Origin of the sequence: Mycobacterium sp. E3198, assembly GCF_001667015.1 — a bacterium.
Lineage (GTDB): Bacteria > Actinomycetota > Actinomycetes > Mycobacteriales > Mycobacteriaceae > Mycobacterium.
The window spans coordinates 1-16,406 of sequence record NZ_LZIS01000092.1 but is presented as its reverse complement, the minus strand read 5'-3'; the positions used below and the strand labels follow the sequence as shown (position 1 = coordinate 16,406).

The 16,406-nt window shown below is 69.2% G+C and carries 17 protein-coding genes; 14 read left to right on the top strand and 3 right to left on the bottom strand.

The features are described 5' to 3' along the window. Window positions 1–21: 21 nt before the first annotated feature. From A5673_RS09850 to A5673_RS09835, 4 genes are read left to right on the top strand one after another with little or no spacing between them, the layout of a single operon-like run. Window positions 22–1,650: an acyl-CoA dehydrogenase family protein gene (locus tag A5673_RS09850; protein WP_068230610.1), complete on the top strand. Its 1,629-nt coding sequence runs from the start codon at window positions 22–24 to the stop codon at window positions 1,648–1,650. Further along, complete coding sequence (locus A5673_RS09845; RefSeq protein ID WP_068230607.1) at window positions 1,647–2,585, top strand: crotonase/enoyl-CoA hydratase family protein; 939 nt, start codon at window positions 1,647–1,649, stop codon at window positions 2,583–2,585. The genes A5673_RS09850 and A5673_RS09845 overlap by 4 nt, the downstream gene beginning before the upstream one ends. Before the next feature lie 4 nt (window positions 2,586–2,589). Further along, window positions 2,590–3,309, top strand: a complete 720-nt coding sequence (locus A5673_RS09840; protein WP_068230604.1) for a PaaX family transcriptional regulator C-terminal domain-containing protein — start codon at window positions 2,590–2,592, stop codon at window positions 3,307–3,309. Then, window positions 3,306–4,073 (top strand): crotonase/enoyl-CoA hydratase family protein, encoded by a 768-nt coding sequence (locus A5673_RS09835; protein WP_068230602.1) that lies wholly within the window; start codon window positions 3,306–3,308, stop codon window positions 4,071–4,073. The genes A5673_RS09840 and A5673_RS09835 overlap by 4 nt, the downstream gene beginning before the upstream one ends. Here the strand turns inward: A5673_RS09835 and A5673_RS09830 are convergent. Both A5673_RS09830 and A5673_RS09825 read right to left on the bottom strand, forming a co-directional pair. Continuing rightward, window positions 4,070–4,549, bottom strand: a complete 480-nt coding sequence (locus tag A5673_RS09830; protein ID WP_068230599.1) for a DUF3060 domain-containing protein — start codon at window positions 4,547–4,549, stop codon at window positions 4,070–4,072. The genes A5673_RS09835 and A5673_RS09830 overlap by 4 nt on opposite strands. 27 nt (window positions 4,550–4,576) lie before the next feature. Beyond that, on the bottom strand, window positions 4,577–4,942 hold the full coding sequence (locus A5673_RS09825; protein ID WP_068230596.1) for a DUF3060 domain-containing protein: 366 nt from the start codon (window positions 4,940–4,942) through the stop codon (window positions 4,577–4,579). A gap of 150 nt (window positions 4,943–5,092) precedes the next feature. Between A5673_RS09825 and A5673_RS09820 the strand changes: the two genes are divergently transcribed. The 10 genes from A5673_RS09820 to A5673_RS09775 all read left to right on the top strand — a co-directional run bounded on the left by A5673_RS09820 (window position 5,093) and on the right by A5673_RS09775 (window position 15,274). Then, window positions 5,093–5,749 (top strand): TetR/AcrR family transcriptional regulator, encoded by a 657-nt coding sequence (locus tag A5673_RS09820; RefSeq protein ID WP_068230593.1) that lies wholly within the window; start codon window positions 5,093–5,095, stop codon window positions 5,747–5,749. Window positions 5,750–6,011: 262 nt separating this feature from the next. Beyond that, window positions 6,012–6,386 carry a 30S ribosomal protein S12 gene (rpsL, locus tag A5673_RS09815; RefSeq protein WP_003879423.1) on the top strand — a complete coding sequence of 125 codons (375 nt, stop codon included), beginning with the start codon at window positions 6,012–6,014 and terminating at the stop codon, window positions 6,384–6,386. Further along, the gene (gene rpsG, locus A5673_RS09810; protein WP_003873540.1) at window positions 6,386–6,856 is read left to right on the top strand and encodes a 30S ribosomal protein S7; all 471 of its coding nucleotides are present in this window, start codon (window positions 6,386–6,388) and stop codon (window positions 6,854–6,856) included. Before rpsL ends, rpsG begins: the two co-directional genes overlap by 1 nt. Window positions 6,857–6,940: 84 nt before the next feature. Further along, window positions 6,941–9,046 carry an elongation factor G gene (gene fusA, locus A5673_RS09805; RefSeq protein WP_082958650.1) on the top strand — a complete coding sequence of 702 codons (2,106 nt, stop codon included), beginning with the start codon at window positions 6,941–6,943 and terminating at the stop codon, window positions 9,044–9,046. Between the two features lie 98 nt (window positions 9,047–9,144). Then, window positions 9,145–10,335 carry an elongation factor Tu gene (tuf, locus tag A5673_RS09800; protein WP_068230588.1) on the top strand — a complete coding sequence of 397 codons (1,191 nt, stop codon included), beginning with the start codon at window positions 9,145–9,147 and terminating at the stop codon, window positions 10,333–10,335. A 180-nt stretch (window positions 10,336–10,515) separates the two neighbouring features. Then, complete coding sequence (locus A5673_RS30430; protein WP_068230585.1) at window positions 10,516–11,307, top strand: PE family protein; 792 nt, start codon at window positions 10,516–10,518, stop codon at window positions 11,305–11,307. A 94-nt stretch (window positions 11,308–11,401) separates the two neighbouring features. After that, window positions 11,402–12,229 carry an SHOCT domain-containing protein gene (locus A5673_RS09790; RefSeq protein ID WP_068230582.1) on the top strand — a complete coding sequence of 276 codons (828 nt, stop codon included), beginning with the start codon at window positions 11,402–11,404 and terminating at the stop codon, window positions 12,227–12,229. Between the two features lie 49 nt (window positions 12,230–12,278). After that, a complete protein-coding gene (locus tag A5673_RS09785; RefSeq protein ID WP_082958649.1) occupies window positions 12,279–13,097 on the top strand; it encodes a mycofactocin-coupled SDR family oxidoreductase in 819 nt (272 codons plus the stop codon). 25 nt (window positions 13,098–13,122) lie between these two features. Then, window positions 13,123–14,295, top strand: a complete 1,173-nt coding sequence (locus A5673_RS09780; protein ID WP_068230575.1) for an NAD(P)/FAD-dependent oxidoreductase — start codon at window positions 13,123–13,125, stop codon at window positions 14,293–14,295. Window positions 14,296–14,302: 7 nt separating this feature from the next. After that, complete coding sequence (locus A5673_RS09775) at window positions 14,303–15,274, top strand: D-2-hydroxyacid dehydrogenase family protein (protein ID WP_068230572.1); 972 nt, start codon at window positions 14,303–14,305, stop codon at window positions 15,272–15,274. On the opposite strand, the gene A5673_RS09770 is transcribed toward A5673_RS09775, so the two are convergent. Beyond that, a partial coding sequence (locus tag A5673_RS09770) for a VOC family protein (protein ID WP_068230565.1) occupies window positions 15,271–16,406 on the bottom strand: 1,136 nt, incomplete at its 5' end. The two genes, A5673_RS09775 and A5673_RS09770, sit on opposite strands and share 4 nt — an antisense overlap.

Here is a 16,406-nt window from a genome sequence, read left to right as displayed (position 1 = left end):
AAAAAATGTAACATGAGGGGCATGCCAGACACCCATGTCGTCACCAACCAGGTCCCGCCCCTGGAGAACCACAACCCCGCGACGTCCGCCGTGCTCGTCGAGGCCCTGATCCGCGAGGGCGGGCAGTGGGGCGCCGAAGAGGTGACCGAGCTCGGGGCGCTCGCCGGAACCCGCGAAGCCCAACGCTGGGGCGAGCTCGCCGACCGCAACCGGCCCGTGCTGCACACCCACGACCCATACGGGCACCGCGTCGACGAGGTGGAGTACGACCCGGCCTACCACGAGCTGATGCGCGCGGCGATCGCCCACGGCGTCCACGCCGCCCCGTGGGCCGACGAGCGGCCGGGTGCGCACGTGGTGCGCGCCGCCAAGATGTCGGTCTGGAACGTCGAGCCGGGCCACACCTGTCCGATCTCGATGACGTACGCCGTCGTCCCGGCGCTGCGCTTCAACCCTGAACTCGCCGCGGTGTACGAGCCGTTGCTCACCAGCCGCGAGTACGACCCCGAGCTGAAGCTGGCCACCACCAAGGCCGGCATCACCGCCGGCATGTCGATGACCGAGAAGCAGGGCGGCTCCGACGTGCGCGCCGGCACCACCCAGGCGACCCCCAACGGCGACGGCACGTACAGCCTGACCGGCCACAAGTGGTTCACCTCGGCGCCGATGTGCGACATCTTCCTGGTGCTGGCGCAGGCGCCCGGCGGGCTGTCCTGCTTCCTGCTGCCGCGGGTGCTGCCCGACGGCACCCGCAACCGGATGTTGCTGCAGCGGCTCAAGGACAAGCTCGGCAACCACGCCAACGCCTCCAGCGAGGTCGAGTACGACGGCGCCGTCGCCTGGCTGGTGGGCGAGGAGGGCCGCGGCGTGCCGACCATCATCGAGATGGTCAACCTCACCCGGCTGGACTGCACGCTGGGCAGCGCGACCAGCATGCGCACCGGCCTCACCCGCGCCATCCACCACGCGCAGCACCGAAAGGCGTTCGGCGCGTACCTGATCGACCAGCCGCTGATGCGCAACGTGCTGGCGGACCTGGCCGTGGAGGCCGAGGCCGCCACGATCGTGGCGATGCGGATGGCCGGCGCCACCGACAAGGCGATCAGGGGCGACCAGACGGAGGCGCTGCTGCGCCGGATCGGCCTGGCGGCCAGCAAGTACTGGGTGTGCAAGCGCGCCACCCCGCACGCCGCCGAGGCGCTGGAATGCCTGGGCGGCAACGGCTACGTCGAGGATTCCGGGATGCCGCGCCTCTACCGGGAGGCCCCGTTGATGGGCATTTGGGAGGGCTCGGGCAACGTCGGCGCGCTGGATACGTTGCGCGCCATGGCGACTCGTCCCGAATGCGTCGAGGTGCTCTTCGCGGAGTTGGCCCCAAGCGCCGGTCAGGACCCGCGGCTGGGCGCCCACGTCGAGCGGTTGCGTCAAAACCTGGGCGACCTCGACGGCATCGAATACCGGGCCCGCAAACTCGCCGAGGACATCTGCCTGGCGCTGCAGGGCTCGCTGCTGGTGCGGCACGGGCACCCCGCCGTCGCCGAGGCGTTCCTGGCCACCCGGCTCGACGGCCGGTGGGGCGGGGCGTTCGGCACCATGCCGACCGGGCTGGACCTGGCGCCGATCCTCGAACGAGCGTTGGTCAAGGGGTGACTAACGCGATCAGGCCGGTCGACTTCGACAACCTGAAGACGATGACCTACGAGGTCACCGACCGGGTTGCGCGCATCACCTTCAACCGGCCCGAGAAGGGCAACGCGATCGTCGCGGACACGCCGCTGGAGCTCTCGGCGCTCGTCGAGCGCGCCGACCTCGACCCGGATGTTCACGTCATCCTGGTGTCCGGTCGCGGCGAGGGTTTCTGCGCGGGCTTCGACTTGAGCGCCTACGCCGATGGCACCGGCTCGGCCGGCGGGACCGGCGCGTACCAGGGCACCGTGCTCGACGGCAAGACCCAGGCGGTCAACCACCTGCCGGACCAGCCGTGGGACCCGATGGTGGACTACCAGATGATGAGCCGCTTCGTCCGCGGGTTCTCCAGCCTGATGCACGCCGACAAACCGACCGTGGTCAAGATCCACGGCTACTGCGTGGCCGGCGGCACCGACATCGCGCTGCACGCCGACCAGGTGATCGCCGCTGCGGACGCCAAGATCGGCTACCCGCCGACCCGGGTGTGGGGCGTCCCGGCGGCGGGCCTGTGGGCGCACCGGCTCGGCGATCAGCGCGCCAAACGCCTGCTGCTCACCGGTGATTGCATCACCGGTGAGCAGGCCGCCGAGTGGGGCCTGGCAATCGAGGCGCCGGCGCCGGAGGACCTCGACGAACGCACCGAGCGGCTCGTGGAGCGGATCGCGGCGGTGCCCGTCAACCAGCTGATCATGGTCAAGCTGGCGCTCAATTCGGCTCTGCTGCAACAGGGTGTGGCCACCAGCCGGATGGTCAGCACGGTGTTCGACGGCGTTGCCCGGCACACGCCCGAGGGGCACGCCTTCGTGGCCGACGCGGTCGAGCACGGCTTCCGGGAGGCGGTTCGGCATCGCGACGAGCCGTTCGGCGACCACGGCCGCAAAGCCTCGGGGGTGTGATCCGTTGCCCGACATGACGGCCCGCTCGGTGGTGCTCAGCGTGCTGCTCGGCGCGCACCCCGCATGCGCGAGCGCCGCCGAATTGATCAGGCTGACAGCCGATTTCGGTATCAAGGAGACCGCCTTGCGGGTGGCGCTGACCAGGATGGTCGGCGCGGGAGACCTGATCCGTTCCGCCGACGGCTACCGGCTCTCGGATCGATTGCTGGCCCGCCAGCGCCGGCAGGACGGCGCCATGCATCCCCGCACCCGCCCGTGGCGGGGCGAGTGGCTGATGCTGATCGTGACCAGCGTGGGCGGCGACGCCCGCACCCGGGCGGCGCTGCGAACGGTCATGCACGACAAGCGCTTTGGCGAGCTCCGTGAGGGGGTGTGGATGCGGCCCGACAACGTGACGCTCGACCTGGACCCCGATGTGGCGGGGCGGGTGCGCGTGCTCAAGGCGCGCGACGACGCGCCGGCGGAGCTGGCCCGCCAGCTGTGGGACCTGCCGGCGTGGGTGAAAACCGGCCATCGGTTGCTCGGCGAGATGGCCGCCGCGCCCGACATTCCCGGCCGGTTCGTGGCGGCGACGGGCATCGTGCGACACGTGCTGACCGACCCGATGCTGCCCGCCGAACTGCTGCCCGCCGATTGGCCCGGCGACCGGCTGCGCGAGGCTTATCACGACTTCGCCGCCGAGCTGGCGCGGCGGCGTGACACATCGGTGTTGGAGGTGACATGAGTGATCCAGTGCGCGTCGAGCGCAACGGCGCCGTGACGACGGTGATCCTCGACCGGCCGGGGGCGCGCAACGCCGTCAACGGGCCGACGGCCGCCGCGCTGTACGCGGCGTTCGACGAATTCGACCGCGACGACACCGCGTCGGTGGCCGTGCTCTGGGGCGACAACGGAACCTTTTGCGCCGGAGCAGATCTGAAGTCGTTCGGCACGCCCGACGCCAACGCCGTGCACCGCACGGGCCCCGGCCCGATGGGGCCCACCCGGATGGTGCTGTCCAAACCCGTGATCGCCGCCGTCAGCGGCTACGCGGTCGCCGGGGGCCTGGAGTTGGCGCTGTGGTGCGATCTGCGGGTGGCCGAGCAGGACGCCGTGTTCGGGGTGTTCTGCCGGCGCTGGGGCGTGCCGCTCATCGACGGCGGCACCGTGCGGCTGCCCCGGCTGATCGGGCAGAGCCGCGCGATGGACATGATCCTCACCGGCCGCGGCGTGCAAGCCGACGAAGCGCTGGCGATGGGCTTGGCCAACCGCGTCGTGCCGAAAGGCCAAGCGCGCCAAGCAGCCGAGGAACTGGCGGCCGAGCTGGCGGCGCTGCCGCAGCAGTGCTTGCGATCGGACCGGCGCTCGGCGCTGCACCAGTGGGGACGACCCGAACCCGAGGCCATCGACTTCGAATTCGCCAGCATCTCGCGGGTCGCCGCGGAGGCCGCGGAAGGGGCCGGGCGGTTCGCCGCGGGCGCGGGCCGCCATGGCGCGCCGGCGAATTAGCCCTTGCTGATCGAGTTGCTCGAGCCGAGGTTGTCGACCTTGGGATCGCCGTCCTTATAGGTGATGGTGTTGCTCAGCCCCACGACGGTGATGCGCGTGTTGACCTTGTCCAGGGTGATCTTGTTGTTCGCGCCGCCGATGGTCACCGTCTCGCAGGTGCCGGTGACGGTCAGCGTGTTGTTGGAGCCGCCCACGTTCAGCGACTTTCCGCTGGCGCAATCCAGGGTGGCCGTGGTCCCCATCGACCCGTAGTTCAGCGTGTTGCCGATCTCGACGGACGCCGTGGTGCTCGCGCCGCTCGTGCTGGTCGGTCCCGCCGCGGCGCTGGTCGTCGTCGTGCTGCTCTTCGTCGTCGTGGTGGTCGCGCCCCCGGGCGGGTTGGCGGTGGAACTGCAACCCGCCAGCACTAGCGCCGCGGCCGCCGGCGCCAGGGCCAGCGCGGCGAGCCCCCACGGGCGGTCGGTGATGTCACGCATCGGTCCTCGATTCTCTCGATTCGGTGCTCAGCCGGGCACCTGCTGGAGCCGGTTGGTCATGCCCAGTTCGCGCCCGCGGTCCCACAGGATCGGGTCGCCGCCGTGATAGAACACGGTCTGGTCGTAGCCGTACACGGTGATGTCGTGCGTGACGGAGTCGGCGATGACGGTGTTGCCCGATCCCATGACCGTCACGGCCCAGCAGTTGCCCTTCGCGTTGACGACGTTCCTGGTGCCGTTGACGAGCAGGGTGGCGTCGTTGCAGTCGAGCGTCTGCTCAAGGCCCTCCCCGATGACGTGGGTGTCGCCGTTCTTGGCGAGCGCAGCCGGCGTGGGGGCGACGACGACGAGGGCGCAGGCGACCAGCGGTCCCGCGGCGGTTGTCCACTTCACGGCGCGCCCCCTTCGGCGTTCGGTTCGGCCTGGAAAGAGATTACGTGTATCCGGCCGCCCGGCGGCAGGGTAATTGCCTCACCAGTTTCGCGCCCATCGTCAACTAGAGTCATTAGTTAACCCACCCGCATCACTCGAAGGGCGATCCCCATGGCAGCTCCAGAACCGCCGCCGGCGGCGGGGCGCCAGCGCGCCGGGAAGTCGGCCTCCCGTCCGGCCAAGCTCAGCCGCGAGGGCATCGTCGACGGCGCCCTGACGTTCCTGGACCGCGAGGGCTGGGACTCGCTGACGATCAACGCCCTGGCCACCCAGCTGGGAACCAAGGGGCCGTCGCTGTACAACCACGTGGACAGCCTCGAGGACCTGCGGCGCGCGGTGCGGATCCGCGTCATCGACGACATCATCACGATGCTGAACAGGGTCGGGGAGGGCCGCGCCCGCGACGACGCGGTGCTGGTCATGGCCGGCGCCTACCGCAGCTACGCCCATCATCATCCCGGCCGCTATTCCGCGTTCACCCGGATGCCGCTGGGCGGGGACGATCCCGAGTACGCGGCGGCCACCAGGGGCGCGGCCGCGCCCGTCATCTCCGTGCTGGCCTCCTACGGGCTCGGCGGTGAGGAGGCGTTCCACGCCGCCCTGGAATTCTGGTCCGCTCTGCACGGCTTCGTGTTGCTGGAGATGACCGGTGTCATGGATGACATCGACACCGACGTGCTGTTCTCCGACATGGTGCTGCGGCTGGCTCGGGGTATGGAGGGTCTGAGCAGGCGCACGGCGCAGCACCAGGCCGCACCGCAGGGTTAGCCCTCCCGCCGCCGCTTTGACCTGCAAGACCGCCGACGGGTATTGTGGTAGCTCGTGCCTGGCGGCTTACGGCGCCTGACGTAAGGGAGCGGATGCCGGGCTAATTCGCATGTCCCCGACGCACCGGATCGACTGCCGTGCTGAGCGCTTGCGACACACCCGGCCGCGGGGTAGGCGAGCTTACCCGGCGCGGGGCAAAACTGCAGTACCCAGACTTGACAGCGTGAACCAGAACACGAACGACAACACAGAAAGCCGGTAGATGCCAACCATTCAGCAGCTGGTCCGCAAGGGTCGTCGGGACAAGATCGGCAAGGTCAAGACCGCGGCTCTGAAGGGCAGCCCGCAGCGCCGTGGCGTATGCACCCGCGTGTACACCACCACCCCGAAGAAGCCGAACTCGGCGCTTCGGAAGGTCGCGCGCGTGAAGCTGACGAGCCAGGTGGAGGTCACCGCCTACATCCCCGGCGAGGGCCACAACCTGCAGGAGCACTCGATGGTGCTGGTGCGTGGTGGCCGGGTGAAGGACCTGCCCGGTGTCCGGTACAAGATCATCCGCGGTTCGCTCGACACCCAGGGCGTCAAGAACCGCAAGCAGGCTCGCAGCCGTTACGGCGCCAAGAAGGAGAAGAGCTAATGCCGCGCAAGGGGCCCGCGCCCAAGCGTCCGCTGGTCAACGACCCCGTCTACGGGTCGCAGCTGGTCACTCAGCTGGTGAACAAAGTTCTGCTCAAGGGGAAGAAATCGCTCGCCGAGCGCATTGTTTATGGTGCGCTCGAGAATGCGCGGGAAAAGACTGGTACGGATCCCGTGATCACGCTCAAGCGTGCTCTCGACAACGTCAAGCCCGCCCTGGAGGTGCGCAGCCGCCGCGTCGGTGGTGCGACCTACCAGGTGCCCGTCGAGGTGCGTCCGGACCGGTCCACCACGCTGGCGCTGCGTTGGCTTGTCAGCTTCTCGCGGCAGCGCCGGGAGAAGACCATGGTCGAGCGGCTGGCCAACGAGATCCTCGACGCCAGCAACGGCCTCGGGGCCTCCGTCAAGCGGCGTGAGGACACCCACAAGATGGCCGAGGCAAACCGCGCCTTCGCGCATTACCGCTGGTAGGCGCCCGCGCGGGCGCCAAACCGGCACCGTTGCCGGCGGCGTAACGACAGCTAACCAAGCAATCGAAAGAGTGGGAAGACTTCTGTGGCACAGAAGGACGTGCTGACCGACCTGACCAAGGTCCGCAACATCGGCATCATGGCGCACATCGACGCCGGCAAGACGACGACGACCGAGCGCATCCTCTACTACACCGGCATCAGCTACAAGATCGGTGAGGTGCACGACGGCGCCGCCACCATGGACTGGATGGAGCAGGAGCAGGAGCGGGGGATCACCATCACCTCCGCGGCCACCACCTGCTTCTGGAACGACAACCAGATCAACATCATCGACACCCCCGGCCACGTCGACTTCACCGTCGAGGTGGAGCGCAGCCTGCGCGTGCTCGACGGTGCCGTCGCCGTCTTCGACGGCAAGGAGGGCGTCGAGCCGCAGTCAGAGCAGGTGTGGCGGCAGGCCGACAAGTACGACGTCCCGCGCATCTGCTTCGTCAACAAGATGGACAAGATCGGCGCCGACTTCTACTTCTCGGTGAAGACCATGGAAGACCGGCTGGGCGCCAACGTCATCCCGATCCAGCTGCCCGTCGGCTCCGAGGGTGACTTCTCCGGCGTCGTCGACCTGGTCGAGATGAAGGCCAAGGTGTGGAGCGCCGAGGCCAAGCTCGGGGAGAAGTACGACGTGGTCGACATCCCGGCCGACCTGCGGGAGAAGGCCGACGAGTACCGCACCAAGCTGCTCGAGTCCGTCGCCGAGACCGACGAGGCGCTGCTGGAGAAGTACCTGGGCGGCGAGGAACTCACCGTCGAGGAGATCAAGGGCGCGCTCCGCAAGCTGACCATCAGCTCGGAGGCCTACCCGGTGCTGTGCGGCAGCGCCTTCAAGAACAAGGGCGTGCAGCCGATGCTGGACGCCGTCATCGACTACCTGCCCTCGCCGCTGGACGTGCCGTCGGCCGTCGGCCACGCTCCGGGCAAGGAGGACGTCGAGGTCGTGCGCAAGCCGTCGACCGACGAGCCGTTCTCGGCGCTGGCCTTCAAGGTCGCCACCCACCCGTTCTTCGGCAAGCTGACGTACGTCCGGGTGTACTCGGGCAAGGTCGATTCCGGCAGCCAGGTCATCAACTCCACCAAGGGCAAGAAGGAGCGGCTGGGCAAGCTGTTCCAGATGCACTCCAACAAGGAGAACCCGGTGGAGACCGCGTCGGCGGGTCACATCTACGCCGTGATCGGCCTCAAGGACACCACCACCGGCGACACCCTGAGCGACGCGAACGAGCAGGTCGTGCTGGAGTCGATGACCTTCCCCGACCCGGTCATCGAGGTGGCGATCGAGCCCAAGACCAAGAGCGACCAGGAGAAGCTGAGCCTGTCGATCCAGAAGCTCGCCGAGGAGGACCCGACATTCAAGGTCCACCAGGACTCCGAGACGGGTCAGACCGTGATCGGCGGCATGGGCGAGCTGCACCTGGACATCCTGGTGGATCGCATGCGCCGCGAGTTCAAGGTCGAGGCCAACGTGGGCAAGCCGCAGGTCGCCTACAAGGAGACCATCAGGCGGCTGGTGGAAAAGGTCGAGTTCACCCACAAGAAGCAGACCGGTGGCTCGGGCCAGTTCGCGAAGGTGCTGATCAACCTCGAGCCGTTCCACGGCGAGGATGGCGCGACGTACGAGTTCGAGAACAAGGTCACCGGTGGGCGCATCCCGCGCGAGTACATCCCGTCGGTGGACGCCGGCGCCCAGGACGCCATGCAATACGGCGTGCTGGCCGGCTACCCGCTGGTGAACCTCAAGGTCACCCTGCTCGACGGCGCCTTCCACGAGGTCGACTCGTCCGAGATGGCCTTCAAGATCGCCGGTTCCCAGGTGCTGAAAAAGGCTGCCGCGCAAGCGCAACCGGTGATCCTGGAACCGATCATGGCCGTCGAGGTCACCACGCCCGAGGACTACATGGGCGATGTGATCGGCGACCTGAACTCCCGCCGTGGCCAGATCCAGGCCATGGAGGAGCGGAGCGGTGCACGCGTGGTCAAGGCGCACGTGCCGCTGTCGGAGATGTTCGGCTACGTCGGCGACCTGCGGTCGAAGACTCAAGGCCGAGCGAACTACTCCATGGTGTTCGACTCCTACGCCGAAGTACCGGCGAACGTGTCGAAGGAGATCATCGCTAAGGCGACGGGTCAGTGACCATCGGGTCGGAGTAACCTTGCCGGGTCAGTAACCGCGGCACAACTGAAAACATCAAAACTGCTTAACAAAGCACCAACAAGTCGGAGGACACAACAGTGGCGAAGGCGAAGTTCCAGCGGACCAAGCCCCACGTCAACATCGGGACCATCGGTCACGTTGACCACGGCAAGACCACCCTGACCGCGGCTATCACCAAGGTCCTGCATGACAAGTTTCCGGAGCTGAACGAGTCCAAGGCGTTCGACCAGATCGACAACGCCCCCGAGGAGCGTCAGCGCGGTATCACCATCAACATCGCGCACGTCGAGTACCAGACCGACAAGCGGCACTACGCCCACGTCGACGCGCCTGGTCACGCGGACTACATCAAGAACATGATCACCGGCGCCGCCCAGATGGACGGCGCGATCCTGGTGGTCGCCGCGACCGACGGCCCGATGCCGCAGACCCGCGAGCACGTGCTGTTGGCCCGCCAGGTCGGCGTGCCCTACATCCTGGTCGCGCTCAACAAGGCCGACGCCGTGGACGACGAGGAGCTGCTCGAGCTCGTCGAGCTCGAGGTCCGCGAGCTGCTGGCCGCCCAGGAGTTCGACGAGGAAGCCCCCGTCATCCGGGTGTCGGCGCTCAAGGCGCTCGAGGGCGACGCCAAGTGGGTCTCGTCCGTCGAGGAGCTGATGGACGCCGTCGACGAGTCGATCCCGGACCCGGTCCGCGAGACCGACAAGCCGTTCCTGATGCCCGTCGAGGACGTCTTCACCATCACCGGCCGTGGCACCGTCGTCACGGGCCGTGTCGAGCGCGGCGTGATCAACGTCAACGAGGAAGTCGAGATCGTCGGCATCAAGCCCACCAGCACCAAGACCACGGTCACCGGTGTGGAGATGTTCCGCAAGCTGCTCGACCAGGGCCAGGCCGGCGACAACGTCGGGCTGCTGCTGCGCGGCATCAAGCGTGAGGATGTCGAGCGCGGGCAGGTCGTCACCAAGCCCGGCACCACCACGCCGCACACCGAGTTCGAGGGCCAGGTCTACATCCTGTCCAAGGACGAGGGCGGCCGGCACACGCCGTTCTTCAACAACTACCGCCCGCAGTTCTACTTCCGCACCACCGACGTGACCGGTGTGGTGACGCTGCCGGAGGGCACCGAAATGGTGATGCCCGGTGACAACACCAACATCTCGGTGAAGCTGATCCAGCCCGTCGCCATGGACGAGGGCCTGCGGTTCGCGATCCGCGAGGGCGGCCGCACCGTCGGCGCCGGCCGGGTCGTCAAGATCATCAAGTAGGTCTGTTCGACACGAAGCCCGGGCTGCCGATCGGCGCCCGGGCTTCGTGCATTTCGGGCTCCGCAGCAATCGGGGAAACCGGGCGCCCGCGGCGCGGTTACTATAGATTCAGGCTATTGCGTCCGTGTCTAATGACCGGGCGATTGCTTTGCTCCTCAGTGACCCGCCCGGGAGGTACGGATGTCGTTCGTTTTCGCGACGCCGGAGTATCTGGCGGCGGCGGCGTCCGACCTGGCGAACCTCGCCTCGGCGATCGGCTCGGCCAACGCCGCGGCGGCGACCCCGACCTCCGGGGTGCTGGCCGCGGGCGCCGACGAGGTGTCGGCGACCATCGCGGCGCTGTTCGGCGCGCACGCGGAGGCCTACCAAGCCCTCAGCGCCCAGGCGGCGATGTTCCACCAGCAATTTGTCGAGCTCATGAGCGGCGGCGCGGCGCAGTATGCCCTCGCCGAGGCCGCCAACGCCTCGCCGCTGCAGACCGTGGAACAGGCGGCGCTGGGCGCGGTCGGCACTCCCGCCCAGGCGGCGGCCGCGGCCGTCCCGGCCGGTAACGGCGTCAGCCCGGCGCTCGCGGTCGCGCCCAGCCCCGCGCCGGGCGCGTTCGGTGCCGGGGGCAGCGGCGTGGCCGGTCGGCTGATCGGCAATGTCGCTCCCGCCGCCGCGGCAGCCGGTGGCGGCGAGTCGTTCGGCATGGGCGGGGCCGGTCTCACCGGCAGCCTGGTCGCGGGTCAAAACCTCGGCGCCGTCCCCGCGGCCGCCGCAACCGGCGGCCCGATCGCGTCCTCCGGTGCCCTCGGGGCCTCAGAAGGCGTCGGCGCCGTCGAGGAGGCCGGCCTCGGCGGATACGCCGGGACGCCGTTGCCCGCGACGATGCCGGCCGCGGCGCCCGCCGGCTCCACGGCGGCGGTGCGTCCCGCGACGCCGGCCTACTCTCCGGCCGCGGCCGCCCCCGCCGAGTCCTCCGAGGAGTGACCGGGGCTCGCAAACGGTTTGCGCGCTCGGGTATCGCGACCGCCGGTCGGGCGCTAATCTGACACGGACTTCCCAGCGAGACGAGGAGAGACACGTGTTGGCGCGCTACCTGAAGGCACAGTTGATCGTTTTGCTGTGCGGCGGCCTGGTGGGTCCGATCTTTCTGGTCGTCTACTTCACCCTCGGGTTCGACAACCTGCTGCAGTGGATGCTTTACGTGGGTCTGCTGATCACCGTGGCCGACGTGGTGATCGCGCTCGCGCTGGCCAACTACGGGGCGAAGTCCTCCGCCAAGAACGCGGAGCTCGAGCAGCACGGCGTGCTGGCGCTGGCCCAGATCACCGGGCTCAGCGAGACGGGAACGTGGATCAACAACCAACAGGTGGTCAAGGTCTACCTGCACATCGCGGGGCCCGGGTTCCTGCCGTTCGACAGCGAGGACCGGGTGATCGCCAGCGTCACCCGGCTCGGCAACCTCAACGCCCGCAAGGTCGTGGTCCTGGTCAACCCCACCACCGGCGAATACCGCATCGACTGGGAACGCAGCGCGTTGGTCAACGGGCTGGTGCCGGCGCAGTTCACGGTGGCCGAGGACAACAAGACCTACGACCTCAGCGGGCAGGCCGGCCCGCTGATGGAGATCCTGCAGATCCTCAAGGCGAACAACGTTCCGCTCAATCGGATGGTCGACATCCGGTCCAATCCCGCGCTGCGCCAGCAGGTCCAGGCCGTGGTGCGGCGGGCCGCCGACCAGCAGGCGCCGGCCCCCCAGCCCGCTGCGGCCGGCGGGCCGGCCCCCGTCGCCGCGCCGCAACCCTCGATCGCGCAGCGGCTCCAAGAGCTCGAGACGCTGCGGGCCAGCGGTGCCCTGAGCGAGCAGGAATACAACAGCCGCCGGGCCCAGATCATCTCCGAAATCTGAACCCCGGGTTAGTTAGAACACGTTTCAGTTTCGCTGCTAGCCTGGCACCGTGGCCGAATCACTGCAGGGACGGGTGGCATTCATTACCGGCGCGGCCCGGGCACAGGGGCGGTCGCACGCCGTGCGGCTCGCGCGCGAGGGCGCGGACATCATCGCGCTCGACATCTGCGCGCGGGCGTCCGAGACCCTGACCTACACGCCGGCCACCCCCGAAGATCTCAACGAGACCGTCCGCCTGGTCGAGGCCGAGGGCCGCAAGGTGCTGGCCCGCGAGGTCGACATCCGCGACGACGCCGCGCTGCGGCAACTGGTGGCCGACGGCGTCGAGCAATTCGGCCGGCTCGACATCCTGGTGGCCAACGCCGGGGTGCTCGGCTGGGGCCGGGTCTGGGAGCTCACCGACGAGCAATGGGACACCGTGATCGGGATCAACCTGACCGGCACCTGGCGCACCCTGCGCGCCGCGATCCCCGCCATGATCGAGGCCGGCAACGGCGGCTCGATCGTGGTCGTCAGCTCGTCGGCGGGCCTGAAGGCCACGCCGGGCAACGGCCACTACGCCGCCAGCAAGTTCGGGCTGACCGCGCTGACGAACACGCTGGCCATCGAGCTCGGCGAATACGACATCCGGGTCAACTCCATCCATCCCTACTCGGTCGACACCCCGATGATCGAGCCGGAGGCGATGATGGAGATCTTTGCCAAGCACCCGCGTTACGTGCACAGCTTCCCGCCAATGCCGATGCAGTACAAGGGATTCATGACGGCCGACGAGGTGTCCGACGTCGTCGTCTGGCTGGCCGGCGACGGCTCGGGCACACTGTCGGGCACCCAGGTCCCGGTGGACAAGGGCGCCTTGAAGTATTGACCGGCGAGCGTGGTATGAACTCCACGTGACGGAAAAGGGCATCGTGATCGTGGGTGGCGGCCTCGCCGCGGCCCGGACCGCCGAGCAACTGCGCCGCTCGGAATACACGGGGCGTATCACGATCGTCAGCGACGAGGTGCACCTGCCCTACGACCGCCCGCCGCTGTCCAAGGAGGTGCTGCGCAAAGAGGTCGACGACGTGGCCCTCAAGCCGCGCGAATGGTACGACGACCACGACATCACCCTGCGGCTCGGTGCGGCGGCCACCGGCCTCGACACCACCGGCCAGACGGTCCGGCTGGCCGACGGATCCGTGCTCGGCTACGACGAACTCGTCATCGCCACCGGGTTGGTACCGCGGCGCATTCCGGCACTACCGGAACTCGAGGGCATTCGGGTGCTGCGCTCGTTCGACGAGAGCATGGCGTTGCGCGAGCACGCCTCCGCCTGCCGGCGCGCCGTCGTCGTCGGCGCCGGTTTCATCGGCTGCGAGGTGGCGGCCAGCCTGCGCAGCCTCGGGGTGGACGTGGTGCTGGTGGAGCCCCAACCGACGCCGCTGGCCGCGGTGCTCGGTGAGCAGATCGGCGCGCTGGTGGCGCGTTTGCACCGCGACGAGGGCGTCGACGTCCGCCTCGGTATCGGCGTGGCCGAGGTGCGCGGCGAGGGCCACGTCGACACCGTGGTGCTGACCGACGGGACGGAACTGCCCGCCGACCTGGTCGTGATCGGCATCGGGTCGCGCCCCGCGACGCAGTGGCTCGAGGGCAGCGGCATCGACGTCGACAACGGCGTCGTCTGCGACGAGGCCGGCCGCACCAGCGCGCCGAACGTGTGGGCGCTGGGGGACGTCGCCTCCTGGCGCGATGCGACGGGACACCAAGCGCGCGTGGAACATTGGAGCAACGTCGCCGACCAGGCCCGGGTGGTGGTGCCGGCGATGCTGGGGCAGGACATTCCCGCCAACGCGGTCGTCCCCTATTTCTGGAGCGACCAGTACGACGTCAAGATCCAGTGCCTGGGGGAGCCCGAGGCCACCGACACCGTCCACCTCGTGGAGGACGACGGGCGCAAGTTCCTGGCTTATTACGAGCGCGACGGTGCGCTGGTCGGCGTCGTCGGCGGCGGGATGCCGGGCAAGGTCATGAAGGTCCGTGCCAAGATCGCCGCCGCGGTGCCCATCGCCGAGGTGCTGGGCTGACGCCGTCATGCCCAAGGTGGCGATCCTCGACGACTATGCCGGCCTGGCCTTGCAGCTCGCCGACTGGTCGCGGGTGCAAAACCGTTCCGAGGTGACCGTTTTCGACCGGCATCTGTCCGAACGAGAAGCGGCCGAGGCGCTGCGGCCCTTCGACGTGATCTGCACCATGCGCGAGCGGATGGCCCTGCCTCGCACCCTCATCGAGCGGCTGCCGAACCTGAAGCTGATCACCATCGTCGGCCGGAGCCTGCCGAACCTGGACATGGCCGCGGCCGGTGAGCGCGGCGTGCTGGTCGCCCACTCGGACTTCGCCAATCCGCGATTCGCCTCGGTCCGCGACGCCACCCCGGAATTCGCCTGGGGCTTGCTGATCGCGACGGTCCGCAACCTGGCCGAGGAGCATCGGAGCATGCGCGCCGGGGGCTGGCAGAGCACCATCGGAATGACGTTGTCCGGCAAGACGATCGGGCTGCTGGGCCTAGGCAGGACCGGCAGGCGTATGGCCGAATACGCGAAAGCGTTCGGCATGCGGGTGATCGCCTGGAGCCAGAATCTCACCGACGAAGCCGCGGCGGCGGTCGGCGCCCGCCGGGTCGACAAGGCCACCCTGTTCGCCGAGTCCGACGTGGTGTCCATCCACCTGGTGCTCTCCGAGCGCACCCGGGGGCTGGTAGGCCGTCCCGAGCTGGCCCTGATGAAGCCGCGGGCCTACCTGATCAACACCTCCCGCGGCCCGATCGTCGACGAGGCCGCCCTGATCGACGCGCTCGGATCCGGGCGCATCGCCGGGGCCGGTCTCGACGTCTACGACGCCGAACCGCCCCCGCCCGACCACCCGTTGCGGGCGTTGCCGAACGTCACGCTGTCCCCGCACCTGGGTTACGTCACCCGCGAGATGCTCGGCGCCTTCTACGAGGACACCGTCGAGGCCGTCGCCGCCTGGCTGGACGGGGCGCCGATCCGGATCGCCAACCCCTAGAACTCGCCGAGGTAGAACCGGCCGCCCTGATCGTCGGCGCATTCGGCGGTCAGGCCGTACGGCTGGCGGGCCGGCTCGGCGAGCACCGTGCCACCGGCTTGGCGCACCCGCGCGACGGCGGCGTCGATGTCCGCCACCGTCCACATCGGCACCGTCGTCGGACTGGCGCTCCCCCCGGCGGCGCCGGCCATCGGGTGGGTGCCCACCACCTGCCAGCCGTCGGGCACCCGGCCGGGCTCGAAGGTCCAGCCCAGCACCCGGCCGTAGAAGTCGCGGAAGCCGGCGGAATCGGCCACCTCGTAGGTGACGTACGACAGCTCGCCGGGCCCGGATCCGTTGAGCTCCGGGCGCTTTCGTCCGGCCGGCGGCTCGAACACCGCGAACGCCGCCCCGTGCGGGTCGGTGGCGTCGAGCACCACGCCGTAGTCGGTCTGGCGCACCTCCCCCGCGCCGCCGCCGGCCTCGGCGATCGCCGCACGGGCGGCGTCGACATCGGCGACGGCATAGCAGCAGAACAGCGTCGGCCGCCCGGGTTGTGCCGAAATGCCGGTCGGCAGATCGGCGTTGGTGACCCGGTGCGAGGCGGGGTCGTAGGCCCAGCCCAGGACGTGGCCGTAGAACGCGGCCGCGCGACCGGCGTCCGGCGTCCACACCGAGACATAGCCGAGGTCGCCCTGCCGGATGCCCGGTGCCGCGGTGGGGCCGGACAGCATCCACCGGTGGCCGAAGGGGTCGATGATGGTCGCGGTGCGCGTTCCGTAGTTTTCGTAGGGCTCGCGCTCGACGGCGGCGCCGCGTTCGCGCGCCGTTCGCAGCGCGGCGTCCGTGTCGGCGACCGGCAGCATCAGGCTCACCGAAACCCGGCCGGGCGCGGGAGCTTTCAAGCCGAGTTCGGGATATTCGTCGGCGAGATACAGCACCCCACCGGCGATCGCGATCTCCGCGTGCCCGATCCGGCCGTCGTCCATCACGATCGGTTCGCCGATCACGTCGGCGCCGAAGGCATCGGCGTACCAGGCGATCGCCGCCCGCGCGTCCGCGACGCTGAGATAGGGCAGCGCCGCCGGGCGCGGGACGGCGTCGGCGGCCGATGGCTCGGCCAGTTCGGACAGGGCGGTCGCGGCGCCGCTCA